Source organism: Hymenobacter lucidus (assembly GCF_020447265.1).
Classification (GTDB): Bacteria; Bacteroidota; Bacteroidia; order Cytophagales; family Hymenobacteraceae; genus Hymenobacter; species Hymenobacter lucidus.
Window position 1 is genome coordinate 1,615,014 of the sequence record NZ_JAJADR010000001.1, and the last position, 18,250, is coordinate 1,633,263.

The 18,250-nt window shown below is 57.3% G+C and carries 17 protein-coding genes and 1 tRNA gene; 11 read left to right on the forward strand and 7 right to left on the reverse strand.

Going from position 1 to position 18,250, the window contains the following annotated elements:
• Window positions 1-54: 54 nt before the first annotated feature.
• Window positions 55-300 carry a hypothetical protein gene (locus LGH74_RS06805; protein WP_226173668.1) on the reverse strand — a complete coding sequence of 82 codons (246 nt, stop codon included), beginning with the start codon at window positions 298-300 and terminating at the stop codon, window positions 55-57.
• A gap of 276 nt (window positions 301-576) precedes the next feature.
• On the opposite strand from LGH74_RS06805, the gene LGH74_RS06810 reads away from it, so the two are divergent.
• From LGH74_RS06810 to LGH74_RS06820, 3 genes are all read left to right on the forward strand, one after another.
• Window positions 577-987, forward strand: a complete 411-nt coding sequence (locus LGH74_RS06810) for a thiol-disulfide oxidoreductase DCC family protein (protein ID WP_226173670.1) — start codon at window positions 577-579, stop codon at window positions 985-987.
• A gap of 124 nt (window positions 988-1,111) precedes the next feature.
• The gene (locus LGH74_RS06815) at window positions 1,112-2,116 is read left to right on the forward strand and encodes a zinc-binding dehydrogenase (RefSeq protein WP_226173672.1); all 1,005 of its coding nucleotides are present in this window, start codon (window positions 1,112-1,114) and stop codon (window positions 2,114-2,116) included.
• A gap of 107 nt (window positions 2,117-2,223) precedes the next feature.
• A complete protein-coding gene (locus LGH74_RS06820) occupies window positions 2,224-2,499 on the forward strand; it encodes a hypothetical protein (RefSeq protein WP_226173674.1) in 276 nt (91 codons plus the stop codon).
• A gap of 79 nt (window positions 2,500-2,578) precedes the next feature.
• Here LGH74_RS06820 and LGH74_RS06825 read toward each other — a convergent pair whose 3' ends face one another.
• Window positions 2,579-3,985, reverse strand: a complete 1,407-nt coding sequence (locus LGH74_RS06825) for an FAD/NAD(P)-binding protein (protein ID WP_226173676.1) — start codon at window positions 3,983-3,985, stop codon at window positions 2,579-2,581.
• A gap of 192 nt (window positions 3,986-4,177) precedes the next feature.
• Window positions 4,178-5,143, reverse strand: a complete 966-nt coding sequence (gene rfaD / locus LGH74_RS06830) for an ADP-glyceromanno-heptose 6-epimerase (protein WP_226173678.1) — start codon at window positions 5,141-5,143, stop codon at window positions 4,178-4,180.
• Between the two features lie 187 nt (window positions 5,144-5,330).
• Here rfaD and LGH74_RS06835 point away from each other — a divergent pair, with 187 nt between their 5' ends.
• The 4 genes from LGH74_RS06835 (at window position 5,331) to lpxB (ending at window position 9,030) form a co-directional block, all read left to right on the forward strand.
• Window positions 5,331-6,245 (forward strand): ABC transporter substrate-binding protein, encoded by a 915-nt coding sequence (locus LGH74_RS06835; protein ID WP_226173680.1) that lies wholly within the window; start codon window positions 5,331-5,333, stop codon window positions 6,243-6,245.
• Complete coding sequence (locus LGH74_RS06840) at window positions 6,242-7,249, forward strand: FecCD family ABC transporter permease (protein WP_226173682.1); 1,008 nt, start codon at window positions 6,242-6,244, stop codon at window positions 7,247-7,249. The genes LGH74_RS06835 and LGH74_RS06840 overlap by 4 nt, the downstream gene beginning before the upstream one ends.
• Before the next feature lie 102 nt (window positions 7,250-7,351).
• The gene (locus LGH74_RS06845; RefSeq protein ID WP_226173684.1) at window positions 7,352-7,768 is read left to right on the forward strand and encodes a 6-pyruvoyl trahydropterin synthase family protein; all 417 of its coding nucleotides are present in this window, start codon (window positions 7,352-7,354) and stop codon (window positions 7,766-7,768) included.
• Window positions 7,769-7,920: 152 nt separating this feature from the next.
• Window positions 7,921-9,030 (forward strand): lipid-A-disaccharide synthase, encoded by a 1,110-nt coding sequence (gene lpxB / locus LGH74_RS06850; RefSeq protein ID WP_226173686.1) that lies wholly within the window; start codon window positions 7,921-7,923, stop codon window positions 9,028-9,030.
• A 139-nt stretch (window positions 9,031-9,169) separates the two neighbouring features.
• Here lpxB and clpX read toward each other — a convergent pair whose 3' ends face one another.
• The 4 genes from clpX to LGH74_RS06870 all read right to left on the reverse strand — a co-directional run bounded on the left by clpX (window position 9,170) and on the right by LGH74_RS06870 (window position 13,066).
• Entirely contained in the window at window positions 9,170-10,399 is a 1,230-nt protein-coding gene (gene clpX, locus LGH74_RS06855) for an ATP-dependent Clp protease ATP-binding subunit ClpX (protein WP_226173688.1), read from the reverse strand.
• A 329-nt stretch (window positions 10,400-10,728) separates the two neighbouring features.
• Window positions 10,729-11,436, reverse strand: coding sequence for a ClpP family protease (locus tag LGH74_RS06860; protein WP_262904531.1), 708 nt, complete (start codon window positions 11,434-11,436; stop codon window positions 10,729-10,731).
• Window positions 11,437-11,551: 115 nt separating this feature from the next.
• Window positions 11,552-12,883: a trigger factor gene (gene tig / locus LGH74_RS06865; RefSeq protein ID WP_226173698.1), complete on the reverse strand. Its 1,332-nt coding sequence runs from the start codon at window positions 12,881-12,883 to the stop codon at window positions 11,552-11,554.
• 101 nt (window positions 12,884-12,984) lie between these two features.
• Window positions 12,985-13,066, reverse strand: a tRNA-Leu gene (locus LGH74_RS06870).
• A 320-nt stretch (window positions 13,067-13,386) separates the two neighbouring features.
• Here LGH74_RS06870 and LGH74_RS06875 point away from each other — a divergent pair.
• The 4 genes from LGH74_RS06875 to LGH74_RS06890 all read left to right on the forward strand — a co-directional run bounded on the left by LGH74_RS06875 (window position 13,387) and on the right by LGH74_RS06890 (window position 17,831).
• Window positions 13,387-15,594 (forward strand): RelA/SpoT family protein, encoded by a 2,208-nt coding sequence (locus tag LGH74_RS06875; protein WP_226173700.1) that lies wholly within the window; start codon window positions 13,387-13,389, stop codon window positions 15,592-15,594.
• Between the two features lie 148 nt (window positions 15,595-15,742).
• A complete protein-coding gene (locus tag LGH74_RS06880; RefSeq protein ID WP_262904532.1) occupies window positions 15,743-16,216 on the forward strand; it encodes a Fur family transcriptional regulator in 474 nt (157 codons plus the stop codon).
• On the forward strand, window positions 16,213-16,560 hold the full coding sequence (locus LGH74_RS06885) for an STAS domain-containing protein (protein WP_226173702.1): 348 nt from the start codon (window positions 16,213-16,215) through the stop codon (window positions 16,558-16,560). The genes LGH74_RS06880 and LGH74_RS06885 overlap by 4 nt, the downstream gene beginning before the upstream one ends.
• Window positions 16,560-17,831 (forward strand): adenylosuccinate synthase, encoded by a 1,272-nt coding sequence (locus LGH74_RS06890; protein WP_226173704.1) that lies wholly within the window; start codon window positions 16,560-16,562, stop codon window positions 17,829-17,831. Before LGH74_RS06885 ends, LGH74_RS06890 begins: the two co-directional genes overlap by 1 nt.
• The last annotated feature ends 419 nt before the right edge of the window (window positions 17,832-18,250 follow it).

Sequence of the window (18,250 nt, forward strand, 5' to 3'; positions counted from 1 at the left end):
CCGGACATCACTGCCAAAGGCAGTGTGCTATGCCGGCATCCTCCCGCCGAAATGCTATTGGCTGGATGTAGTACCGCCGGAGGGTGTGCTCATGCTGCCGGCAGAATCCGCCGCGCTGCTACTCATACCGCTGGTGTCCGAACTCATTGCCTCATCATTGGTGCTGGTGGCCTTTTCAGTTGCCAGACTGGAGCCACCGCCATTTTCGGCCGTACCGCTGCCGTTATTATCGCCGCAGGAAGCCAGGGTTAGCATACTCCCACAGAAAACGGCCAGCATGGTTATTTGGGATTTAGACATAGTAATTGGGTTTGGGGAAGAAGGAATATCAAATGTGCCCTTGCTATACGGTTGATTATGAAGCTGTAACTACACTTTTTGATAGGAATAAATACGTAATTTCCTGGATAAATACGGGTGGTATAAGGCTCCACCAGCCTATGGGCCTGCTGCCAGAAAGCAAGAAATCAGGCAGAAGTCATTTAGCAGCCCAGGCTGCCGGCAGTATTTGGCAGTGGCTTACTTTTGCTCAGTTACGTTGTTGTTCACTATCACTCGGGTTCAAACGTACATATCATGTCTGCTCCATCCGCCACTATTCTCTTTGACGGCGTCTGCAACCTCTGTAACGGGTTTGTGCAATTCGTTATTCAGCGCGACACTACTGGCCATTTTCGGTTTGCTTCCCTGCAGTCGGCGGCCGGGCAGGCATTGCTGGCCGAGCATAACATCGTGCTGGGCGCCGCGGGCCCCGAGACCGTAATGCTGGTGCACGAAAAACGAGTTTTTACCCACTCTACGGCCGTACTGCACATTGCGCGGCAGCTGGGCAGCGGCTGGCAGCTGCTCTACGCGTTTATTTTGCTGCCCAGGTTTCTGCGCGACGCTGCCTACCGCTTCGTGGCCCGGAACCGCTACCGGTGGTTTGGCCAGAGTGAAGCCTGCATGCTGCCCACGCCCGAGCTACGGCAGCGTTTCCTGGCCTGATTTCTGGCCCCGCTGCTGGCACCGGCTCCGTATTTCTAATTGACTGCCGCTATTTTTGCCACCGGCTGTGTGCCGCCGGTGGCTTTTTCATGTTCTCCGCTCTCTTCTACTTCCAATTCCCTCCATGCAAGCTCTCCAACTCAACGGCATCCACGAGCCGCTCCGCCTTCAGGAAATACCCACGCCCACACCCGGCCCCGGCCAGGTACTGGTGCAACTGCACGCGGCGGCCCTCAACCACCGCGACGTTTGGATTCAGAAGGGCCAATATGCCGGCCTGCAGTTTCCCTGTATCCTGGGCTCCGATGGGGCCGGCATCGTTACGGCTATTGGTGAGGGTGCCGATGCAGCCCTGCTCGGCCAGCCGGTGCTGATTAATCCCGGCCACAACTGGGGCGACAACCCCAACGCCCAGGCCCGCAGCTTCACCATTCTGGGGCTGCCCCACCAGGGTACCTTTGCTGAATATGTGAGCGTAGAAGCCCGCTACGTACACGCGCTGCCAGCTTACCTGTCGTTCGAACAGGCGGCGGCGCTGCCGCTGGGGGGCGTCACGGCCTACCGGGCGGCCTTCACCCGGGCCCGGCTGCAGCCCGGCGAGCGGGTGCTCATCACCGGTATCGGGGGCGGCGTGGCGCTGCTAGCCCTGCAAATGGCCGTTGCCATCGGGGCCGAAGTCTGGGTCACGTCCGGCTCGGCCGATAAGCTGGCGCGGGCCCGGGAACTGGGGGCCAAAGGCGGAGCCGACTACAAGGCAGAAAAGTGGGCTCCGGAGCTGATAAAGCAGGCCGGTGGGCCTTTCGACGTTATCATCGACAGCGCGGCGGGAGCCGGTTTCGAGGCCCTGCTGGATGCTGCCGCGCCCGGGGGGCGCATCGTGTTTTACGGGGGCACGTTGGGCGCTATTCCGCAGCTGCCGCCAGCCAAGGTATTCTGGAAGCAGCTTTCGATTCTGGGCTCCACGATGGGCACCGAGCAGGACTTTGCCGCCATGGTTAGCTTTTTCGAGCAGCACCAACTGGTGCCGGCTGTGGATCAGGTGTTCCCGCTGGCCGAGGGCGAAGCGGCCATGCGCCGTATGGAGCAGGGCCAGCAATTTGGCAAAATCGTGCTGCAAATCAGGTCGTAAATTATGGTAATAATCTAGTAATTGCCAAGTATTTTGGGAATGATACAGGCCAGGGTTTTGTTATTTCTGCAGCCAAGAGAACCACGATTATAAAGCTGCCCGAAACGATGAAAAACCCCGCCGAATACCTAGATAATCACGTATTTGAAGCCCGCCGCCCCCGTCGCGAGCTGCAGCCCGTAGTGGCCTACGCCGATGCGGTACAGGCCATTGAGCAGGCTCTGGCCGACGCGGAAAAATACAAGTATCTGCTCATGCGCGCCCTGCGCCGGCACGCCGACGATACCCGCGCCATGGCGGGCGAAGCTAAGCCGGCCACCGTGCTGCCTTTTTACGCCGCCTCCGAGCAGTCAGAGTTGACCCAACGGGAACAGGCTGCTTAAGTCTGCTACCTGTATTACGACTATAAAAACAGCCGGCTGCGCTACCGCGGCCGGCTGTTTTGCTGTCTGCCTATTCCCTTTACCCGGTAGCCTGCTCTGCGCCTGCTGCCTGCCGGCCCAGCATCTCGGCCAGTTCTACCGCCTGCTGCCGCAGCTCGGGCACAGCCGTCGACTCAAAATATGCCGGCCGCCGGCTGGGTCCTAGGGTAAAAAATACGGGAGACGCCTGGCCTTGAGCATCGAGCAATGCCCCGTTGGCATCCGTTATAATGCCCAGCCGCAGAGCATCCGGCACTAGGTGACCCGCATTGCGCAGGCTTTGCACCAGCGGGTCGGTTACGCGGCTGTAATCGAGCAGCGGGCCGGTGCAGGAAATAACGTGCTGTACCTTCAGGGCCTGTTGCTGCCCCCGGTGGCTCAGCGTCACCTCCATATCCGGCCCCACAGCCCGAATGGTCTGCACCCTGCCCAATTGCAGCCGCACAATGCCCGCGTCCAGCATTGTCTGCACCGCCGCTGTGTTTTGGGGCGGGCTCCGGTGCCGCACCACCGACCAGATAGAGGCTACGTGCCGCAGAAAACGGGCCTGCTCCGTCAGGGGCCATGCTTGCCAGATGCGCCCCAGATCCGGCCGTAGCGAATCAATAACTGGCCGCCAATCGAGGCCCTGGGCGGTGGCCTGCCGCACATGTTGCCGCACCACGCGCACCACTTCCGCCACGGTGTTCAGGCCAGCCAGCTCGGTAGCGTAGAAGCTGGGGTAAGTACGGCCCAGCGGACCATGCACCGTGGGCCAGCGGCCATTGCGGGCTACCACCGTCACAGGGCCGTGGTGGCCATCGGCGGCCAGGCCCAGTAGCACGTCCACTGCCGTCAGCCCCGAGCCGATGAGCAGCACCGAGTGGTCAGGGGCAATATTCTGCAGCGCCGTCGGGCCCCAGGGGTTGCTGTGGTAGCCGGCGTGGGCTCTTATGTGCGGGCTCAGCGTCAGATTCGGGGCCGGTGGAAAGTTGCCCAGCGCCAGCACCACCTGCTCACTCCGGATTTCGTGCCCATCGGCCAGGCGCACCGTAGCCGTGGCGCCATCGGGCCCGAGCGTGGCAGTTACGGCTTTCTGGTGGTGGCAGAAAAAGCGCATCCCGTTGGCCGAGGGCCAGGCCAGTACGCTTTCGGTGAGTTGCTGCAGATACCGGCCATACGTCTGCCGGGAGCAGAAACCGCCTTCACACACGGGAGCTTTGGTGGTTTGCAGCCACTCAATGAAGTGGTTGGGCTCCTGCGGAAAGGCGCTCAGAAACGGTGCCCGCACGTTGAGCAGGTACTCTTTGCGCCGAGCCGAATAGGCCAGCCCCGGCCCCGGCACGGCCCGCGGCTCTACTAGGTGTACATCCAAGGCGTAGGGGCCACCCGCCAGGCGGGCCAGCTGCACCAGTAGCATAGAGCCGGAGAAGCCTCCGCCCAGAATCGTAATGGTTCGTCTTGACACCGTGGCTGGTTGTGGGGTAGGAGCGGAGCGGAATGCGGGGAGAAAATGCGCGAAAAAATCCGTTCTGAAAAATAAGCCCGGATTTCACCGCGAAATACCAGCCGGTAAAAACAAGCCGCCCGGCCGTAACTACATATGGCCGGGCGGCGGGAATGACGGAAAAAACAGGGTAGCTTCGCTCCAATTGGCAGTTTACAGATACTTACCCGGTACCAGATAGTTGCGCACGTAGTCGTCGATGCCGTCTTCGAGCCGGGTAAAGGGCAGCGTGTAGCCAATGCTGCGCAGCTTGCTCATATCGGCCTGGGTAAAGTATTGATACGTGTCGCGAATGTCCTCGGGCGTGTCGCGGAAGCGGATGTCAGCAGGGCGGTCCAGGGCTTTGAAGGTGTTGAGCGTCAGGTCCAGGAAGGTGCGGGCCTCGCCAGTGCCCAGGTTGTAGATGCCCGAGTGCTGGCGGTTCTGCATCAGGAAGAAGCACACTTCCACCAAGTCCTTCACATACACGAAGTCGCGCTGCTGCTCCCCGTCGGCGTAGTCGGGGTTGTGGGAGCGGAACAGCGTCATGGAGCCCGTCTGCCGGATCTGCTCGAAGGCGTGCAGAATCACCGAGGCCATGCGGCCCTTGTGGTATTCGTTGGGCCCGTACACGTTGAAAAACTTCAGCCCGGCCCAGAAAAACGGCTTTTCTTCCTGCTGCACGGCCCAGTTGTCGAAGTCGTTCTTCGAGTCGCCGTAGGGGTTCAGGGGCTTCAGCAGGGGCAGCAATGCGTCGTCGTCGGAGTAGCCCAGTGTGCCTGAGCCGTAAGTAGCGGCCGACGAGGCGTACACCAGCGGCAATTGATACTGGCAGCAGGCCCGCCACATTTTCTGCGAATACTCCACGTTGAGCAGGTCGAAAATGGCCTTGTCCTGCTCAGTAGTATCGGTGCGGGCCCCAAGGTGGAAAATGAATTCCACCTCTTCGTGGTTTTTGTCGAGCCAGTCGAAAAACTCATTGCGGTCCACGTATTCGCGCAGGCGCTTGCCTTTCAGGTTGGCCAGTTTCCGCTCCACGGCGAAATTATCCACCACCACGATATCGTTGAAATTGGCGGCATTCAGGCGGGTAACAAGGCAGCTGGCAATAAAGCCGGCCGCTCCGGTGACAACAATCATAGAGCTGATATTTTGGCCAAAAGTAGGGAAAAACGGCGGGCCGCGTGGGTGCCGCCCTGGTGTAGAGACGCATATTTGCGCCTTATCGTTGAACAACTACTACTACACCGGCCCTGACTAACAGCCTCCGCAACGACGAGACGCAAATATGCGTCTCTACAACCGCCGCCGCTGCTACCTTTGGTCCATGATGCGTTTCCCGTTTCCGCTGTCGGTGCTGCTGTTGCTCACATTGCTGCTTGTTGCCGGCTGCCAGTCCAATGATAAATCGGTGGTGGCAGTTACTGTCGCCCCGCAGCAGGTCACCGACGACCTTGGCCATCAGCTCACTATTCCGGCCCGGCCGCGCCGCATTATGTCTTTGGCTGCGTCGATGACGGAAATGCTCTACGCCGTGGCCGATACGGCCACCATCGTGGCCCGCACCCAGGTGTGCGACTATCCGAAGGCGGTCCTGCGCAAGCCTGTCATCAGCAGCTACCCGCTTGATCTGGAAGGCCTCGTGGCCCTGCATCCCGATGTAGTGTTTACCGTGGAAGGCATTACTTCGCTCGATGACATTGCCCGCCTCGAAAAGCTCGGTATCCCGGTGTATTGCCAGCGCTACTCGAAAGTAACCGACATCCTGCGCGGCCTCACCGACCTGGGCCGCCTGCTCGGCCGCGCCCCGCAGGCCAAATACCTGGTTGATTCGTTGGCCACCGAGTTGAAAAGTCTGGAACAAAGCGTCGCACCTGCCCCGGTGCGGCCCCGCGTACTGGCCATTACCTGGCAAGATCCGATTTATGTCTACGGCGAGAATACGCTCTTCACCGACCGAATTCGCCTGGCTGGGGGCCAGAACGCCGTAACCGAGCATTTCGCCCAGCCTTACCCGGCCCTGACCCGCGAGTATATCCTGAAGCTTAACCCCGACGTGCTCATCGGTGGCAGCTTCGGCAAGCTGGATAGCACCTTCTTCAAAAGCTACCCCGAGCTAAAACGGATAAAAGCCTACCAGACCCGCCGCGTCTACGGCATCACTGGCGACCTGATGGAACGGCCCAGCCCGCGGGTGGCCGAGTCGGTGCGGGAGCTGCAACGCCTGCTGCGCACCCCATGAGCCGCCACGCCGCGCCCTGGATTCTGGCCAGCCTCGTGCTGATGGCCGTGCTGGTTGTGCTGGGCCTGCGCATCGGCAGCTTCGCCACCGATTATGCCTTCATCGGCCGCACGCTGCTGCACTACAATCCCCAGGAACCGACCCAGCTGGCGTTGGTCGAGCTGCGGCTGCCGCGCATCGTTATGGCGCTGCTGGCTGGTGCGGGGCTGGCCCTCAGCGGCTATCTAATGCAGGCCATGGTCAATAATTCTCTGGCTGACCCGTATTTGCTGGGCACGGCCTCGGGTGCTTCGCTGGGGGCTATTCTCTGCTTTTCGCTGCTTACTAACCTCACCGTGGCCGGCATCTACCTGCCACCGCTGGCTGCCTTGGCCGGCGCGCTGCTCACTACGCTGCTCGTGGTGGCGTTGGGCAGTCAGCGCGGGCAACTCATTCCGGGGCAGCTGCTGCTTTCGGGCGTGGCCATCAGCTCGCTCACGGCAGCGCTGGGCGGGTTGCTGTCTTTTCTGTCCAGCTCCGAAGGCCAGCTGCGCACGGTGGTGTTCTGGGCCATGGGCAGCTTCGAGCGGGCCGGTTGGGACGTGCTGCCCTACCCGGCCGGGGCCGTAGCGGTGGCGCTGGTGCTGCTGGTTTTCCTGCAAAAAGACCTCAACGTGCTGCTCCTGGGCGAAGAGCGGGCCCAAACGCTGGGCGTACACGTGGCCCGCACCCGCTGGATTCTGGTGGTCATGGCCGCCGCGCTTACGGGCTGTGTGGTAGCGCTTTGCGGGCCGGTAGGCTTCGTTGGCCTCATGGTGCCCCACCTCACGCGCTGGCTGCTGGGCGTTACGGGCCGGGCCAATCTGCTGTTCTGCGCTCTGCTCGGGGCCGACTTCCTGCTGGGCTGCGACTTGCTGGCCCGTCTGCTCTACCCGCCGGCCGGCTTGCCCGTGGGCCTTATCACGGCCTTATTCGGCGTACCGTTCTTCGTATATTTGCTGCGCAAAAAGCGCGTGGCGCTTTAATCGGGGAGTTGTTGGGGCATTCAGTGGTCAAAAGCCACCGTTTTCAACAATCAGCCAGCAACAAGCAACAGCCACCCCTTCCACACCTCAGTACCGCAACGAATGATTTACGTCAGCCGGCAGGAGCATTTCAACGCCGCTCACAAGCTCTATAACCCTTCTTGGACCGAGGAGCGCAATAAAGAAGTGTTTGGGCCCTGTGCCAACACCAACTGGCACGGCCACAACTACGACCTCATCGTAACTGTGAAAGGCCAGCCCGATCCGGAAACCGGCTTCGTCATCGACCTTAAGCAGCTCAGCACCCTCATCCGGGAGCATGTTGTGGACCAGGTCGACCACAAAAACCTTAACCTCGACGTACCCTTCATGGCCGGCCAGCTGGCCAGTACCGAAAACCTCGTCGTAGCATTCTGGGAAATCCTGAACCGCGAGGTTTCCAAAATCTCCACAGCCAAGCTGCACTGCATCAAGCTCTACGAAACTCCCCGCAATTTCGTGGAATACTACGGGGAGTAGAATGCCAAACCTGGTAGTGTCATGCTGAGCGAAGCCGAAGCATCTCTACCGCCAAAGTAACTCTGATTACCAGTGCAGTAGAGATGCTTCGGCTTCGCTCAGCATGACGTAATAATTTCCAGATAGGCTTTAATCAGCCGCATTTCAATTGAATGAAATACTACCTGATTGCTGGTGAGCGTTCCGGCGACTTCCACGCTTCCCACCTCATGCGCGAGCTGCGCCAGCAGGACCCCGAAGCCGAGTTTCGCGGCTGGGGCGGCGACATGATGCAGGCCCAGGGCGGCACGCTCGTGCACCACTACCAGGAAATGGCCATTATGGGCTTCTGGGAAGCAGCTACCAGCATCCTCAAGTTCCGGGGCTACCTCAAGGAGTGCCAGCGCGACATTCAGGCCTACCAGCCCGACGTAGTCATTCTGGTGGATTACGCCGGCTTCAACATGCGGGTGGCCAAGTTTGCCAAAGAGCAGGGCTTCAAGGTGTTCTACTACATTTCACCCAAAATCTGGGCCTGGAATCAGGGCCGCGTGCACCAGGTGAAGGCCCTGGTAGACAAGATGTTCGTCATTCTGCCCTTCGAGGCCGAGTTCTACCAGCGCTTCGACTACAAGGTAGATTACATCGGCAACCCTACCGTGGATGCCATTGCCGAGCATGTACCTTCCGCCGATTTCTACCAGCGCAACAACCTCGACCCTCAGCGGCCTATCATTGCGGTGCTGCCCGGCTCCCGCAAGCAGGAAATTGAGGAGATGCTCTACGAAATGACGGCCATCATCCCGCCGTTTCTGGATTACCAGTTCGTTGTTGCCGGCGTTACCAACCTCGACCGGAATTACTACGCCAACTTCGAGCGCAACAACGTCCGCATCGTCTTCGACCAAACCTACGACCTTCTCACCCACGCCAAGGCCGCCCTGGTCACCAGCGGCACTGCCACGCTGGAAACGGCCCTATTCAATGTGCCCCAGGTAGTGTGCTACCGCACCAGTGCCGTTTCCTATGCCATTGGCAAGGCTGTTATCAAGGTGCCCTACATTTCGTTGGTCAACCTTATTGCCGGTAAGGAAGTGGTAAAGGAGCTCATCCAGGGCGAATTTAATTCCCGCAACCTCGTGACGGAGCTCAAAAAGGTGCTGCAGGATGAGGATTTCATTGCCCGGCAAAAGGCCGGCTACGCTGAACTGCAGGAAAAGCTGGGCCGCAACAACGCCGCCAAGAAAGCAGCAGAGTTGATGGTGGGTTATTTAAAGAAGTAGGAATAGAGAAATTCTCGTCCGAGCCCAGTGGCTTTGGTGATGATAGATTGAAATCCGTAAATTCTACGACTACGATTACAAGAGAAAAGCCCCGGCAGGACATCCTGCCGGGGCTTTTCTCTTGTAATCGTAGTCGTATTTAGGCCGCACGCAGCTGCTTCAGCGGCGACTTCTCAAACTTACTCTGGGCGTAGTCCAAGTCGATAATCAGCTCCTTAGCATCGGTGTCCGAGGGCATGTCAAACATGGCGTCGGTCATGATGCTCTCGCAGATGCTGCGCAGGCCACGGGCACCCAGGCGGTACTCGTCGGCTTTCACTACAATATACTCCAGGGCTTCCTCGGTGAAGGTTAGCTCGATGTTTTCCATCTCAAACAGGCGGCCATACTGCTTCACAATCGAGTTTTTCGGCTCAGTCAGGATTTTGCGCAGCGTGGCGTGGTCGAGTGGGTTGAGGTGGGTAAGCACTGGTAGGCGGCCAATCAGCTCCGGAATCAAACCAAAAGCCTTCAGATCCACGGCCGTGATGTAGCGCAGGAAGTTATTGGTATCAACTTTTTCCGACAGCTGCGTCTTGGCAAAGCCCATGGGCTTCGTGTTCAGGCGGCTCTTGATGATCCGGTCGATACCCACGAATGCGCCACCGCAGATGAAGAGGATATTCTCGGTGTTCACCGTAATCATCTTCTGCTCGGGGTGCTTGCGGCCACCGTGGGGCGGCACGTTTACTGTGGTGCCTTCGAGCAGCTTCAGCATGGCCTGCTGCACACCCTCGCCGCTCACGTCGCGCGTGATGCTGGGGTTGTCGCTCTTGCGGGCAATTTTATCCACCTCGTCGATGTACACGATGCCCCGCTCGGCGGCTTCCACGTTGTAGTCGGCGGCTTGCAACAGGCGGGTCAGGATGCTTTCCACGTCTTCGCCCACGTAGCCGGCCTCGGTTAGCACGGTGGCGTCGGCAATGCAGAAAGGCACCTGCAGGATGTTGGCCAGCATTTTGGCCAGGAAGGTTTTGCCCGTGCCGGTTTCGCCCACCATGATGATGTTCGACTTTTCAATCGTCACTTCGTCCTTGCCAGCGGTTTTGGGCTGCATCAGGCGCTTGTAGTGGTTGTATACCGCCACCGACATTACCTTTTTGGCCTCATCCTGGCCCACCACGTACTGGTCCAGATATTCCTTCATTTCCCGGGGTTTCACCAGGTTAAACTTGGGCGTCTTGGAGTTCGAGCGGATCTTGTTCTCCTCGTTCAGTATCTGCTGGGCCTGACCCACGCACCGCTCACAGATGTGCGCGTTGATGCCGGAAATCATGACCGAGACATCTTTTTTGCTCTTACCGCAGAAGGAGCACGTTATATCTGCCATTGCTAGGACTCTCAGGATAGGTAGGAAGCCTCGTTTGGAATAAGGCTACCTCAAAGGTACGAAAACGCAAACGCCGAGCGCAGCAAAAAAAGTTGCTAACTGTTGGGCCTCTACTTAAAAGAACCAAAAGCCCGCCCTCGGGTTGTCAACCGAAAGCGGGCTTTTTAGTGTTTGTCAAGGCTGACATAGAACGTCATTCCGAGGCCCAGCTAAGGAATCTTGCGTGCAGTAGTAATCAAATTACTTTGGCGACGTCAGCACGCGAGATGTCTCGTCTCTGCTTGAAACGCAGAATGCTCGACATGACATTCTGAAGGAGCAAGAACAGCTTACGCCGTCTTCTTTTCCAGCACTTCGTCAATCAGGCCGTACTCTTTGGCTTCGTCGGCACGCATCCAGTAGTCACGCTCCGAGTTGTCGTAGATTTCCTGGTAGGTTTTGCCGCTGTGCTTGGCCAGAATGTCGTACAGCTCTTTCTTCAGCTTGAGAATCTCACGAGCCGTGATTTCAATGTCCGTCGACTGGCCCTGCGCACCACCCGAGGGCTGGTGAATCATGACGCGGGCGTGGGGCAGGGCGGAGCGTTTGTCTTTGGCACCACCGGCTAGCAGCACAGCGCCCATCGAGGCCGCCAAGCCGGTGCAGATGGTGGCCACATCGGGACCCACGTACTGCATCGTGTCGTAAATACCTAGGCCGGCATATACCGAGCCACCGGGCGAGTTGATGTAGAGCAGAATGTCCTTCTTGGCATCGGCCGACTCCAGGAAGAGCAGCTGAGCGGTGATGATGTTGGCGATATAGTCGTCAACCGGCGTGCCCAGGAACACGATACGGTCCATGATGAGGCGGGAGAATACGTCGATTTCGGCGAAGCGCGTGGGGCGTTCCTCAATCACCGAGCGGGTCATACCCGTGGGCAGCATCATGCCCGAGCGCACCTGGCCTTCCACGTGGTTCAGGTACTGATCCACGCCCAGACCGCTGAGGCCCTGTCCTTTGACGGCAAATTTGCGGAACTCTTGTTTATTCAGCATGGGAAAAATGTAGGGTAGAGAAGATTAGAAACAGAACCCGTCGGGCAACAAAAAAGCCCTGACTGGCAAGTAAGGGCTTTTTTGTTGGTTACAAAACCAAGATGCTGGCTAAGGCTTAGCTTGCACCCTGAGTCCGGAAGTCCTCGGCCGAAATCGGGTTGTCATTAACAACAACTTTGCCGCGCAGGTTTTCGATGACTTTCTCTGCCAGAATGGCTTCGTACTCGTTCACGTAGTTCTTGCCGTTCTCCTGCCGCAGGAAGTTGTCGGCGAAGCCGCGTACCGACTCCTGCAGTTCCTCGCTGATTTCGGGCAGGTTGAACTGGCCCATAATCTTCTGCATGGTGCGCTCTACAATCTCGTCGTTCGACACCTTCAGCTCCTGCTCCTCAACCACTTTGTTGCGGATCATGGACCACTTCAGCTCCCGCTCGTAGTCGGCGTAGTGCTCTTCCACCTGCTCGGCGGTCAGCTTGCCGGCATTGGCGCGCACTAACCACTTCTTGAAGAACTCGGTTGGAATCTGCACCGTGGTAGCGTCCACCATCTTGTCGATGATCTGACGATTTACCAGGTTTTCAGCCTCCCGGTCGTAGTTCTCCTGCACCGTGGCGCGTACTTTCTCGTCGAACTCCTCTTTCGAAGTCACGATGTCTTTGCCGAAAACCTTATCGAACAGCTCCTGGTCGTGCTCGGGCTTAGTGGTGCGGTTGATTTTCTCCACGCTTAGCGTGTACTCGCCGCTTACGTTAGCCGCCTCTTCCTTGGAAAGGCCCGAGAAGCTGGCAATGTCGTTGGCGTTGCCGGCGAAGGCATCGGCCAGGTCGAAGGTCAGCACGTCGCCGGGCTTCACGCCGATGAATTTGTCAGCACCGTTCTTCACCTTATTGATGGGCAGCAGCACGGGACGCTCGGTAGCCTCGTCGTCGCCTTTCTTGAGCTTACCGTACAGGTAGTCACCGGCTTCCGAAACCTCGGGGTTGGTGCTTTCGCCAAACTGACGGCCAATCTGGTCGTAGGTTTCTTCCAGCGTCGCGTCGTCAACCGACACCTGATGACGGTCGATGGTGATGGATTGGTCGGCGGGCAGCTCGAAGTCGGGCAACAGGCCCAGCTCAAACTGAAAGTCGAAATCCTTATCGGTGTCAAAATTTACTTCGCTGGGCAGGGGCAGGGGCTCACCGAGGATCTTGATGTTGTTTTCCTTAATGTAGCCGTCCACGGCTTTGCCAAGCAGGCTGTTGATTTCCTCGCCCAGAATGCCTTTGCCGTACATCTTCCGAACCAGACCCACTGGCACTTTGCCGGGGCGGAACCCTTTGATTTGTGCCTTTTTGCTGTATTCTTTCAGCTTCTCGTCCACGGCGGGCGAGTAGTCAGCTTCCGTCAGGTGTACTGTCAGGATGGCACTAAGCTGATCGTCGTTTTTGTCGAAGGAGATATTCAAAACGGGGTCGTCGGTTAAAGTAAACGAATCGGAAGGCGGGCGAAAAAGAAACCCCCAACGGGTGGGTTGAGGGCTCAGGTACTCTGTTAAAAATTACTATGTGCGGATGGAGGGACTCGAACCCACACGCCTTGCGGCACCAGATCCTAAGTCTGGCACGTCTACCAATTTCGCCACATCCGCGGTTCCTCGGCCTCTTGCCTTGGGGGCGCAAAGCTACGCAAGCATCCCGAATATTCAAATCGGGAGCCAAAATCGGAATAGAAAGTAGGAGGAAAGGGTGTGCTGAAAGGGCTAAAATATGGAAAATCAATGCTTTATATTACAGCCAGAACGTCGTTCCGAGCAGCGCAAGCAATGACGGATGCTTGTAGCTGAACCCAACCCGTAAGGATTTTCAGCTCTGCCGTGTTATAAATCCAGCATTGGCGAAAAACCCGCCGGCCCCTTCGTACTTTCGTAAGCGTAGTAAACTCCGAAGCTTCCGGCTTCACCCCGCATACATGGCCACTCTGATTGACCCCGAAGTAGAACGCAACGAGATTCTACGGCACTACCGGCGCCTGCTCCGTACTGCCAAACCCTACCTTTCCGGCAACGACGCCAAGCTCATCAAAAAGGCCTTCAACACCTCATTGGAAGCTCATAAGGAGATGCGCCGCAAATCCGGGGAGCCCTACATTCTGCACCCGCTGGCCGTGGCTCAGATTGCGGTGGAGGAAATCGGGCTGGGTACCACCAGCATTGTGGCCGCCCTGCTACACGACGTGGTGGAGGACACGCCCTGGGAAATTTCGGACGTGGAGCGCGAATTCGGGCCCCGCGTGGCCCAGATTGTGGACGGCCTGACCAAGATTTCCGGCGTCTTTGAATACGGTACCAGTGAGCAAGCCGAGAACTTCCGCAAGATGCTGCTCACCTTGTCGGAAGACGTGCGCGTCATTCTGATCAAGATTGCCGACCGCCTGCACAACATGCGCACGCTCGACTCGATGCCGCGCCATAAGCAACTCAAGATTGCTTCCGAAACCATTTACCTCTATGCTCCGCTGGCCCACCGCCTGGGCCTCTACGCCATCAAGAGCGAGCTGGAGGATCTGTATCTGAAGTACACCGACACCGAAGTTTACAACGACCTTACTAATAAGGTGCGGCAGAGCCGGGGGGCGCGCAACCGCTTTATCAAGGACTTCGTGACGCCGATTGATGAGGAACTGAAGGCTCAGGGCTTCGGCTTCGAAATCAAAGGCCGGCCCAAAAGCATCTATTCCATCCTGCGCAAAATGCGCAAGCAGAACGTGACCTTCGATGAAGTCTATGACCTGTTTGCCATCCGCGTCATTCTCGATGTGCCCCAGGAGCAGGAAAAAGCCGCCTGCTGGCAGGTGTACAGCATCGTCACCGATTTCTATCAGCCCAACCCCGACCGGCTGCGCGACTGGGTGAGCACGCCCAAAGCCAACGGCTACGAGAGCCTGCACACCACCGTCATGTCGCGCACGGGCCAGTGGGTTGAAGTCCAGATTCGTAGTCGCCGCATGGACGATATTGCCGAGAAAGGCTACGCGGCCCACTGGAAATATAAGGACACGGGCTCAGTACAGCCCGAATCGACGCTTGAAGCCTGGATTGCCAAAGTGCGCGAAATGCTCGAAACCAATAACTCCAGCGCCCTGGAGTTTATGGATGAGTTTCGCCAGAACCTGTTCGTGAAAGAGGTCTACGCCTTTACGCCCAAGGGCAAGCTGGTCATTCTGCCCGATAAAGCCACGGCCCTGGACTTCGCCTTCGAAATTCATACGCACATCGGGCTGCAGTGCCTCGGGGCAAAGGTCAACCAGAAGCTGGAGCCGCTCAGCTACCAGCTCCGCAACGGCGACCAGGTCGAAATTCTAACCTCGCAGAAGCAGCGGCCCACCGAGGAATGGCTGCAATACGTCATTACCTCCAAGGCCCGCAGTAAGATAAAGGATTGGCTGCGCGACGATAAGCGCAACAAGGCTGAAGATGGCCGCTTCATCGTGGAAAAGCGGCTGGAGCTGCTCGGCATCGAAAACAACCAGGACAACCTGAACCGACTGTTGGCACATTTTAATATGTACAACCCCCAGGATCTGTTCTACCGCATTGCCATAGGCCAGCTCGACGGGCGCGAAATCAAGGAAAATCTATTCGATCCGGCCAGTGACGCGCCACGTAGTCCGTCCATTCTCGCGCCCAAGGCCTTCGATCAGGAAGTGCAGAAAATCCGGGGCGTGCGGGCCGATATGCTCGTTATTGGGGAGCAAACCCAGAAGTTCGACTACACCATCGCGCCCTGCTGCAACCCGATTCCCGGCGACGACGTGTTCGGCTTTGAAACCGACCAGGGCATCGTCATTCACCGCACGTCCTGCCCCAAAGCCGTAGAAATGATGTCCAACTACGGCAACCGCATCGTGCGCGCCAAGTGGACCGATCAGCTAGAACTAGCCTTTCTGGCCGGTATCCGCATCAAGGGCTCCGACCGGGTCGGGCTGGTAAACGACGTGACGCGCATCATTTCCAACAGCCTGAAGGTGAACATGCGCTCCATCACCATCGACTCCAACGACGGTTTCTTTGAGGGCCAGATTATGGTTTTCGTCAACGACACAGACCACCTCAACAAGATGATTCACCGGCTCTCGAAAGTAAATGGCGTGCTGCTGGTCGAGCGTTTTGCTTCTTAGGTCCTAGAAAGTTTAAAAAGTCTTAAGCAGTACAAAAGGAGGTGAGAGGCAAATTCATTGGCGAACCATGTACGGTACTGCTGGTTGTTCCTCTTGGAAATACATTGCTTTTGCTACTTTTACCACTCCTTATATATAAGGTCACATAATGTTGGACAAAGAGAAGTTTGAGGAAGTAAAGAAGATCTTTACCGCCTACCTTGAAAATAAGGGGTTGCGCAAAACTTCCGAGCGGTATGCCATTCTGGAAGAAATATACTCCCGTACCGGCCACTTCGACGTGGAAGAGCTGTATGCGGGCATGAAGGAGCAAGGTCTGCAGGTCAGCCGCGCTACCGTCTACAATACCCTCGACTTGCTCGTGGAGCACGGCTTGGTCAGTAAGCACCAGTTTGGCCGCAACCTCGCTCAGTACGAAAAATCCTACGGCTACCGTCAGCACGACCACGTCATCTGTACCGAGTGCCACAAAGTCGTCGAGTTCTGTGACCCGCGCATTCATGGCATCCAGACGATGGTCGGCGACCTTTTGAATTTCCATATCTTGCATCACTCTTTAAACCTATACGGCGTTTGTGGCGACTGCCGCGCTAAAGCAGCCGCCCGCGCAGCCAGCGAATGAAAACTGAATCTACCGTAAGCAACGGCATCCTACACGTGCGCCTTTCCGGCGACCTGATCGGCAGCCCCGACACCCAACAACTCCTACAGTCCGTCGACGACCACCTGGGAGAATCCGTAATGCTCTGCGCCGTCGATCTGTCGGGCATCCGCTACATCAACAGCACCGGTATCGGGGTTCTGGTGTCGCTGCTGACCAAGTTCCGCAGCCGTGGTGGCGAATTGGTGCTTATTAACCCTGCCGACCACCCCCGCAAAATGCTGGCCCTGACGAAGCTCAATGCCATTTTTACTATTGCTGAAAATGAATCGGCCGCGGCCGAAGTCCTCAAATCCGCTAGCTAATGCCCGTTGATGTACTTGTAGGCCTACAGTGGGGCGACGAAGGGAAAGGAAAGATTGTTGATGTACTAGCGCCTACCTACGATGTGGTAGCCCGCTTCCAGGGAGGTCCCAACGCCGGCCATACCCTCACTTTCGACGGAATAAAGCACGTGCTGCACCAGGTTCCGTCCGGAATTTTTCACCCGCATATTATCAATGTCGTCGGCAACGGCGTGGTTCTCGACCCGGTTGTATTCCGCGTTGAGCTCCAGAAACTCACCGACCGGGGCGTAGACTGGGCTAAGAATCTGCACATCTCTAAAAAGGCTCAGCTCATTCTGCCTTCCCACCGTGCCCTCGACCGTATTTTGGAAGAAGCTCGCGGTGGTGGTAAAATTGGCTCCACCTTAAAGGGTATCGGCCCCACCTACCAAGACAAAATCGGCCGCACTGGTTTGCGCGTCGGCGACATCCTTGCCACCGACTTCCAGCAGCGCTACAATGAAGCGGTGGCCCGCCACGCTACGCTGGCTAGTTTCCACGGTCAGACCCTTGAAATTGAGCAGGCCGAAGCCGACTTTTTCTCTGCTGTCGACTTCCTGCGTACCCTGCAGCTGGCCGACACCGAGTATCTGCTAAACGATTTGCTGCGGCAGGGCAAGAAGATTTTGGCCGAAGGTGCCCAAGGGTCCTTATTAGATGTTGATTTTGGAACGTACCCGTTCGTAACGTCCTCCAGCACTATCGTGGCCGGTGCCTGCACTGGCCTCGGCATCGCGCCCCGCCACATCGATAAAGTATATGGTATCAGCAAAGCCTACTGCACTCGCGTAGGCAGCGGCCCCTTCCCAACGGAACTGCACGACGAGGTAGGCGAGCAAATTCGGGCCGCCGGCCGCGAGTTCGGGGCTACTACCGGTCGTCCCCGCCGTTGCGGCTGGATTGATCTTCCGGCGTTACGCTACAGCATTATGCTAAATGGGGTCACCGAAATTCACCTTATGAAAGCCGATGTGCTAGACGAGTTTGACGAAATTCAAATCTGCACCCATTATCGGAACCCAGAAGGGGAGGAGACCAACCAACTTCCTGACCTCAGTGACTTGCAGACTATGAAGCCAGTGTACACTAGTCTACCAGGTTGGAAAGTAAATCTCCAGCAAATAGATTCTGCTGGAAGTCTACCCAAAGAATTGAAGGACTACGTCAGCTTTCTAGAGGAGCAATTAGAGGTTCCCATCAGCATCGTTAGCGTCGGCCCTGACCGCGTCAGTACCCTACATATGGGATAAATGAACTTATTGGCACATTAAGAAGAGCGAGGTAGAAAGAAAGGATTTTCTCTGCCTCGCTCTTCTTATTGGAAGCCCTTTTCAAAGCCTAATGGCAAAGCTCCTAAAAATATTCTACCTCTCATGAACCAAAAGTTATTGACAACGGGTTACACCTCAGCGTACTAGCCAACGGTCGGTGGTGGCCAAGCGGGCCTTCAACGAAAAAGAAGGGGAGCGGGTTTGGAAATGAGCGGGCCAAGCCCCACTTTTGCACTCCCAAATCGAACGGATTCGGGGCACAGTCGGCAGCAGCAGCTGAGAAAAAAGTTGAACGTAGGGTTGGAAAAGTCAGGCCGCGGATCTTACCTTTGCAGCCCGCTTCAACCGGAGGCGGCCAAGACTTCTCTTCGAAAAACTTTTTTTCGGAGCCCGTTTGG

Bases quoted from the DNA above. Each gene is read 5' to 3' on its own strand.
- LGH74_RS06820 (WP_226173674.1), top strand. From the start codon at position 2,224: ATGAAAAACCCCGCCGAATACCTAGATAATCACGTATTTGAAGCCCGC.
- lpxB (WP_226173686.1), top strand. From the start codon at position 7,921: ATGAAATACTACCTGATTGCTGGTGAGCGTTCCGGCGACTTCCACGCT.
- LGH74_RS06815 (WP_226173672.1), top strand. From the start codon at position 1,112: ATGCAAGCTCTCCAACTCAACGGCATCCACGAGCCGCTCCGCCTTCAG.
- LGH74_RS06810 (WP_226173670.1), top strand. From the start codon at position 577: ATGTCTGCTCCATCCGCCACTATTCTCTTTGACGGCGTCTGCAACCTC.
- LGH74_RS06835 (WP_226173680.1), top strand. From the start codon at position 5,331: ATGATGCGTTTCCCGTTTCCGCTGTCGGTGCTGCTGTTGCTCACATTG.
- LGH74_RS06875 (WP_226173700.1), top strand. From the start codon at position 13,387: ATGGCCACTCTGATTGACCCCGAAGTAGAACGCAACGAGATTCTACGG.
- LGH74_RS06840 (WP_226173682.1), top strand. From the start codon at position 6,242: ATGAGCCGCCACGCCGCGCCCTGGATTCTGGCCAGCCTCGTGCTGATG.
- clpX (WP_226173688.1), bottom strand. From the start codon at position 10,399: ATGGCAGATATAACGTGCTCCTTCTGCGGTAAGAGCAAAAAAGATGTC.
- LGH74_RS06860 (WP_262904531.1), bottom strand. From the start codon at position 11,436: ATGCTGAATAAACAAGAGTTCCGCAAATTTGCCGTCAAAGGACAGGGC.
- LGH74_RS06890 (WP_226173704.1), top strand. From the start codon at position 16,560: ATGCCCGTTGATGTACTTGTAGGCCTACAGTGGGGCGACGAAGGGAAA.
- rfaD (WP_226173678.1), bottom strand. From the start codon at position 5,143: ATGATTGTTGTCACCGGAGCGGCCGGCTTTATTGCCAGCTGCCTTGTT.
- LGH74_RS06845 (WP_226173684.1), top strand. From the start codon at position 7,352: ATGATTTACGTCAGCCGGCAGGAGCATTTCAACGCCGCTCACAAGCTC.
- LGH74_RS06885 (WP_226173702.1), top strand. From the start codon at position 16,213: ATGAAAACTGAATCTACCGTAAGCAACGGCATCCTACACGTGCGCCTT.
- LGH74_RS06805 (WP_226173668.1), bottom strand. From the start codon at position 300: ATGTCTAAATCCCAAATAACCATGCTGGCCGTTTTCTGTGGGAGTATG.
- LGH74_RS06880 (WP_262904532.1), top strand. From the start codon at position 15,743: ATGTTGGACAAAGAGAAGTTTGAGGAAGTAAAGAAGATCTTTACCGCC.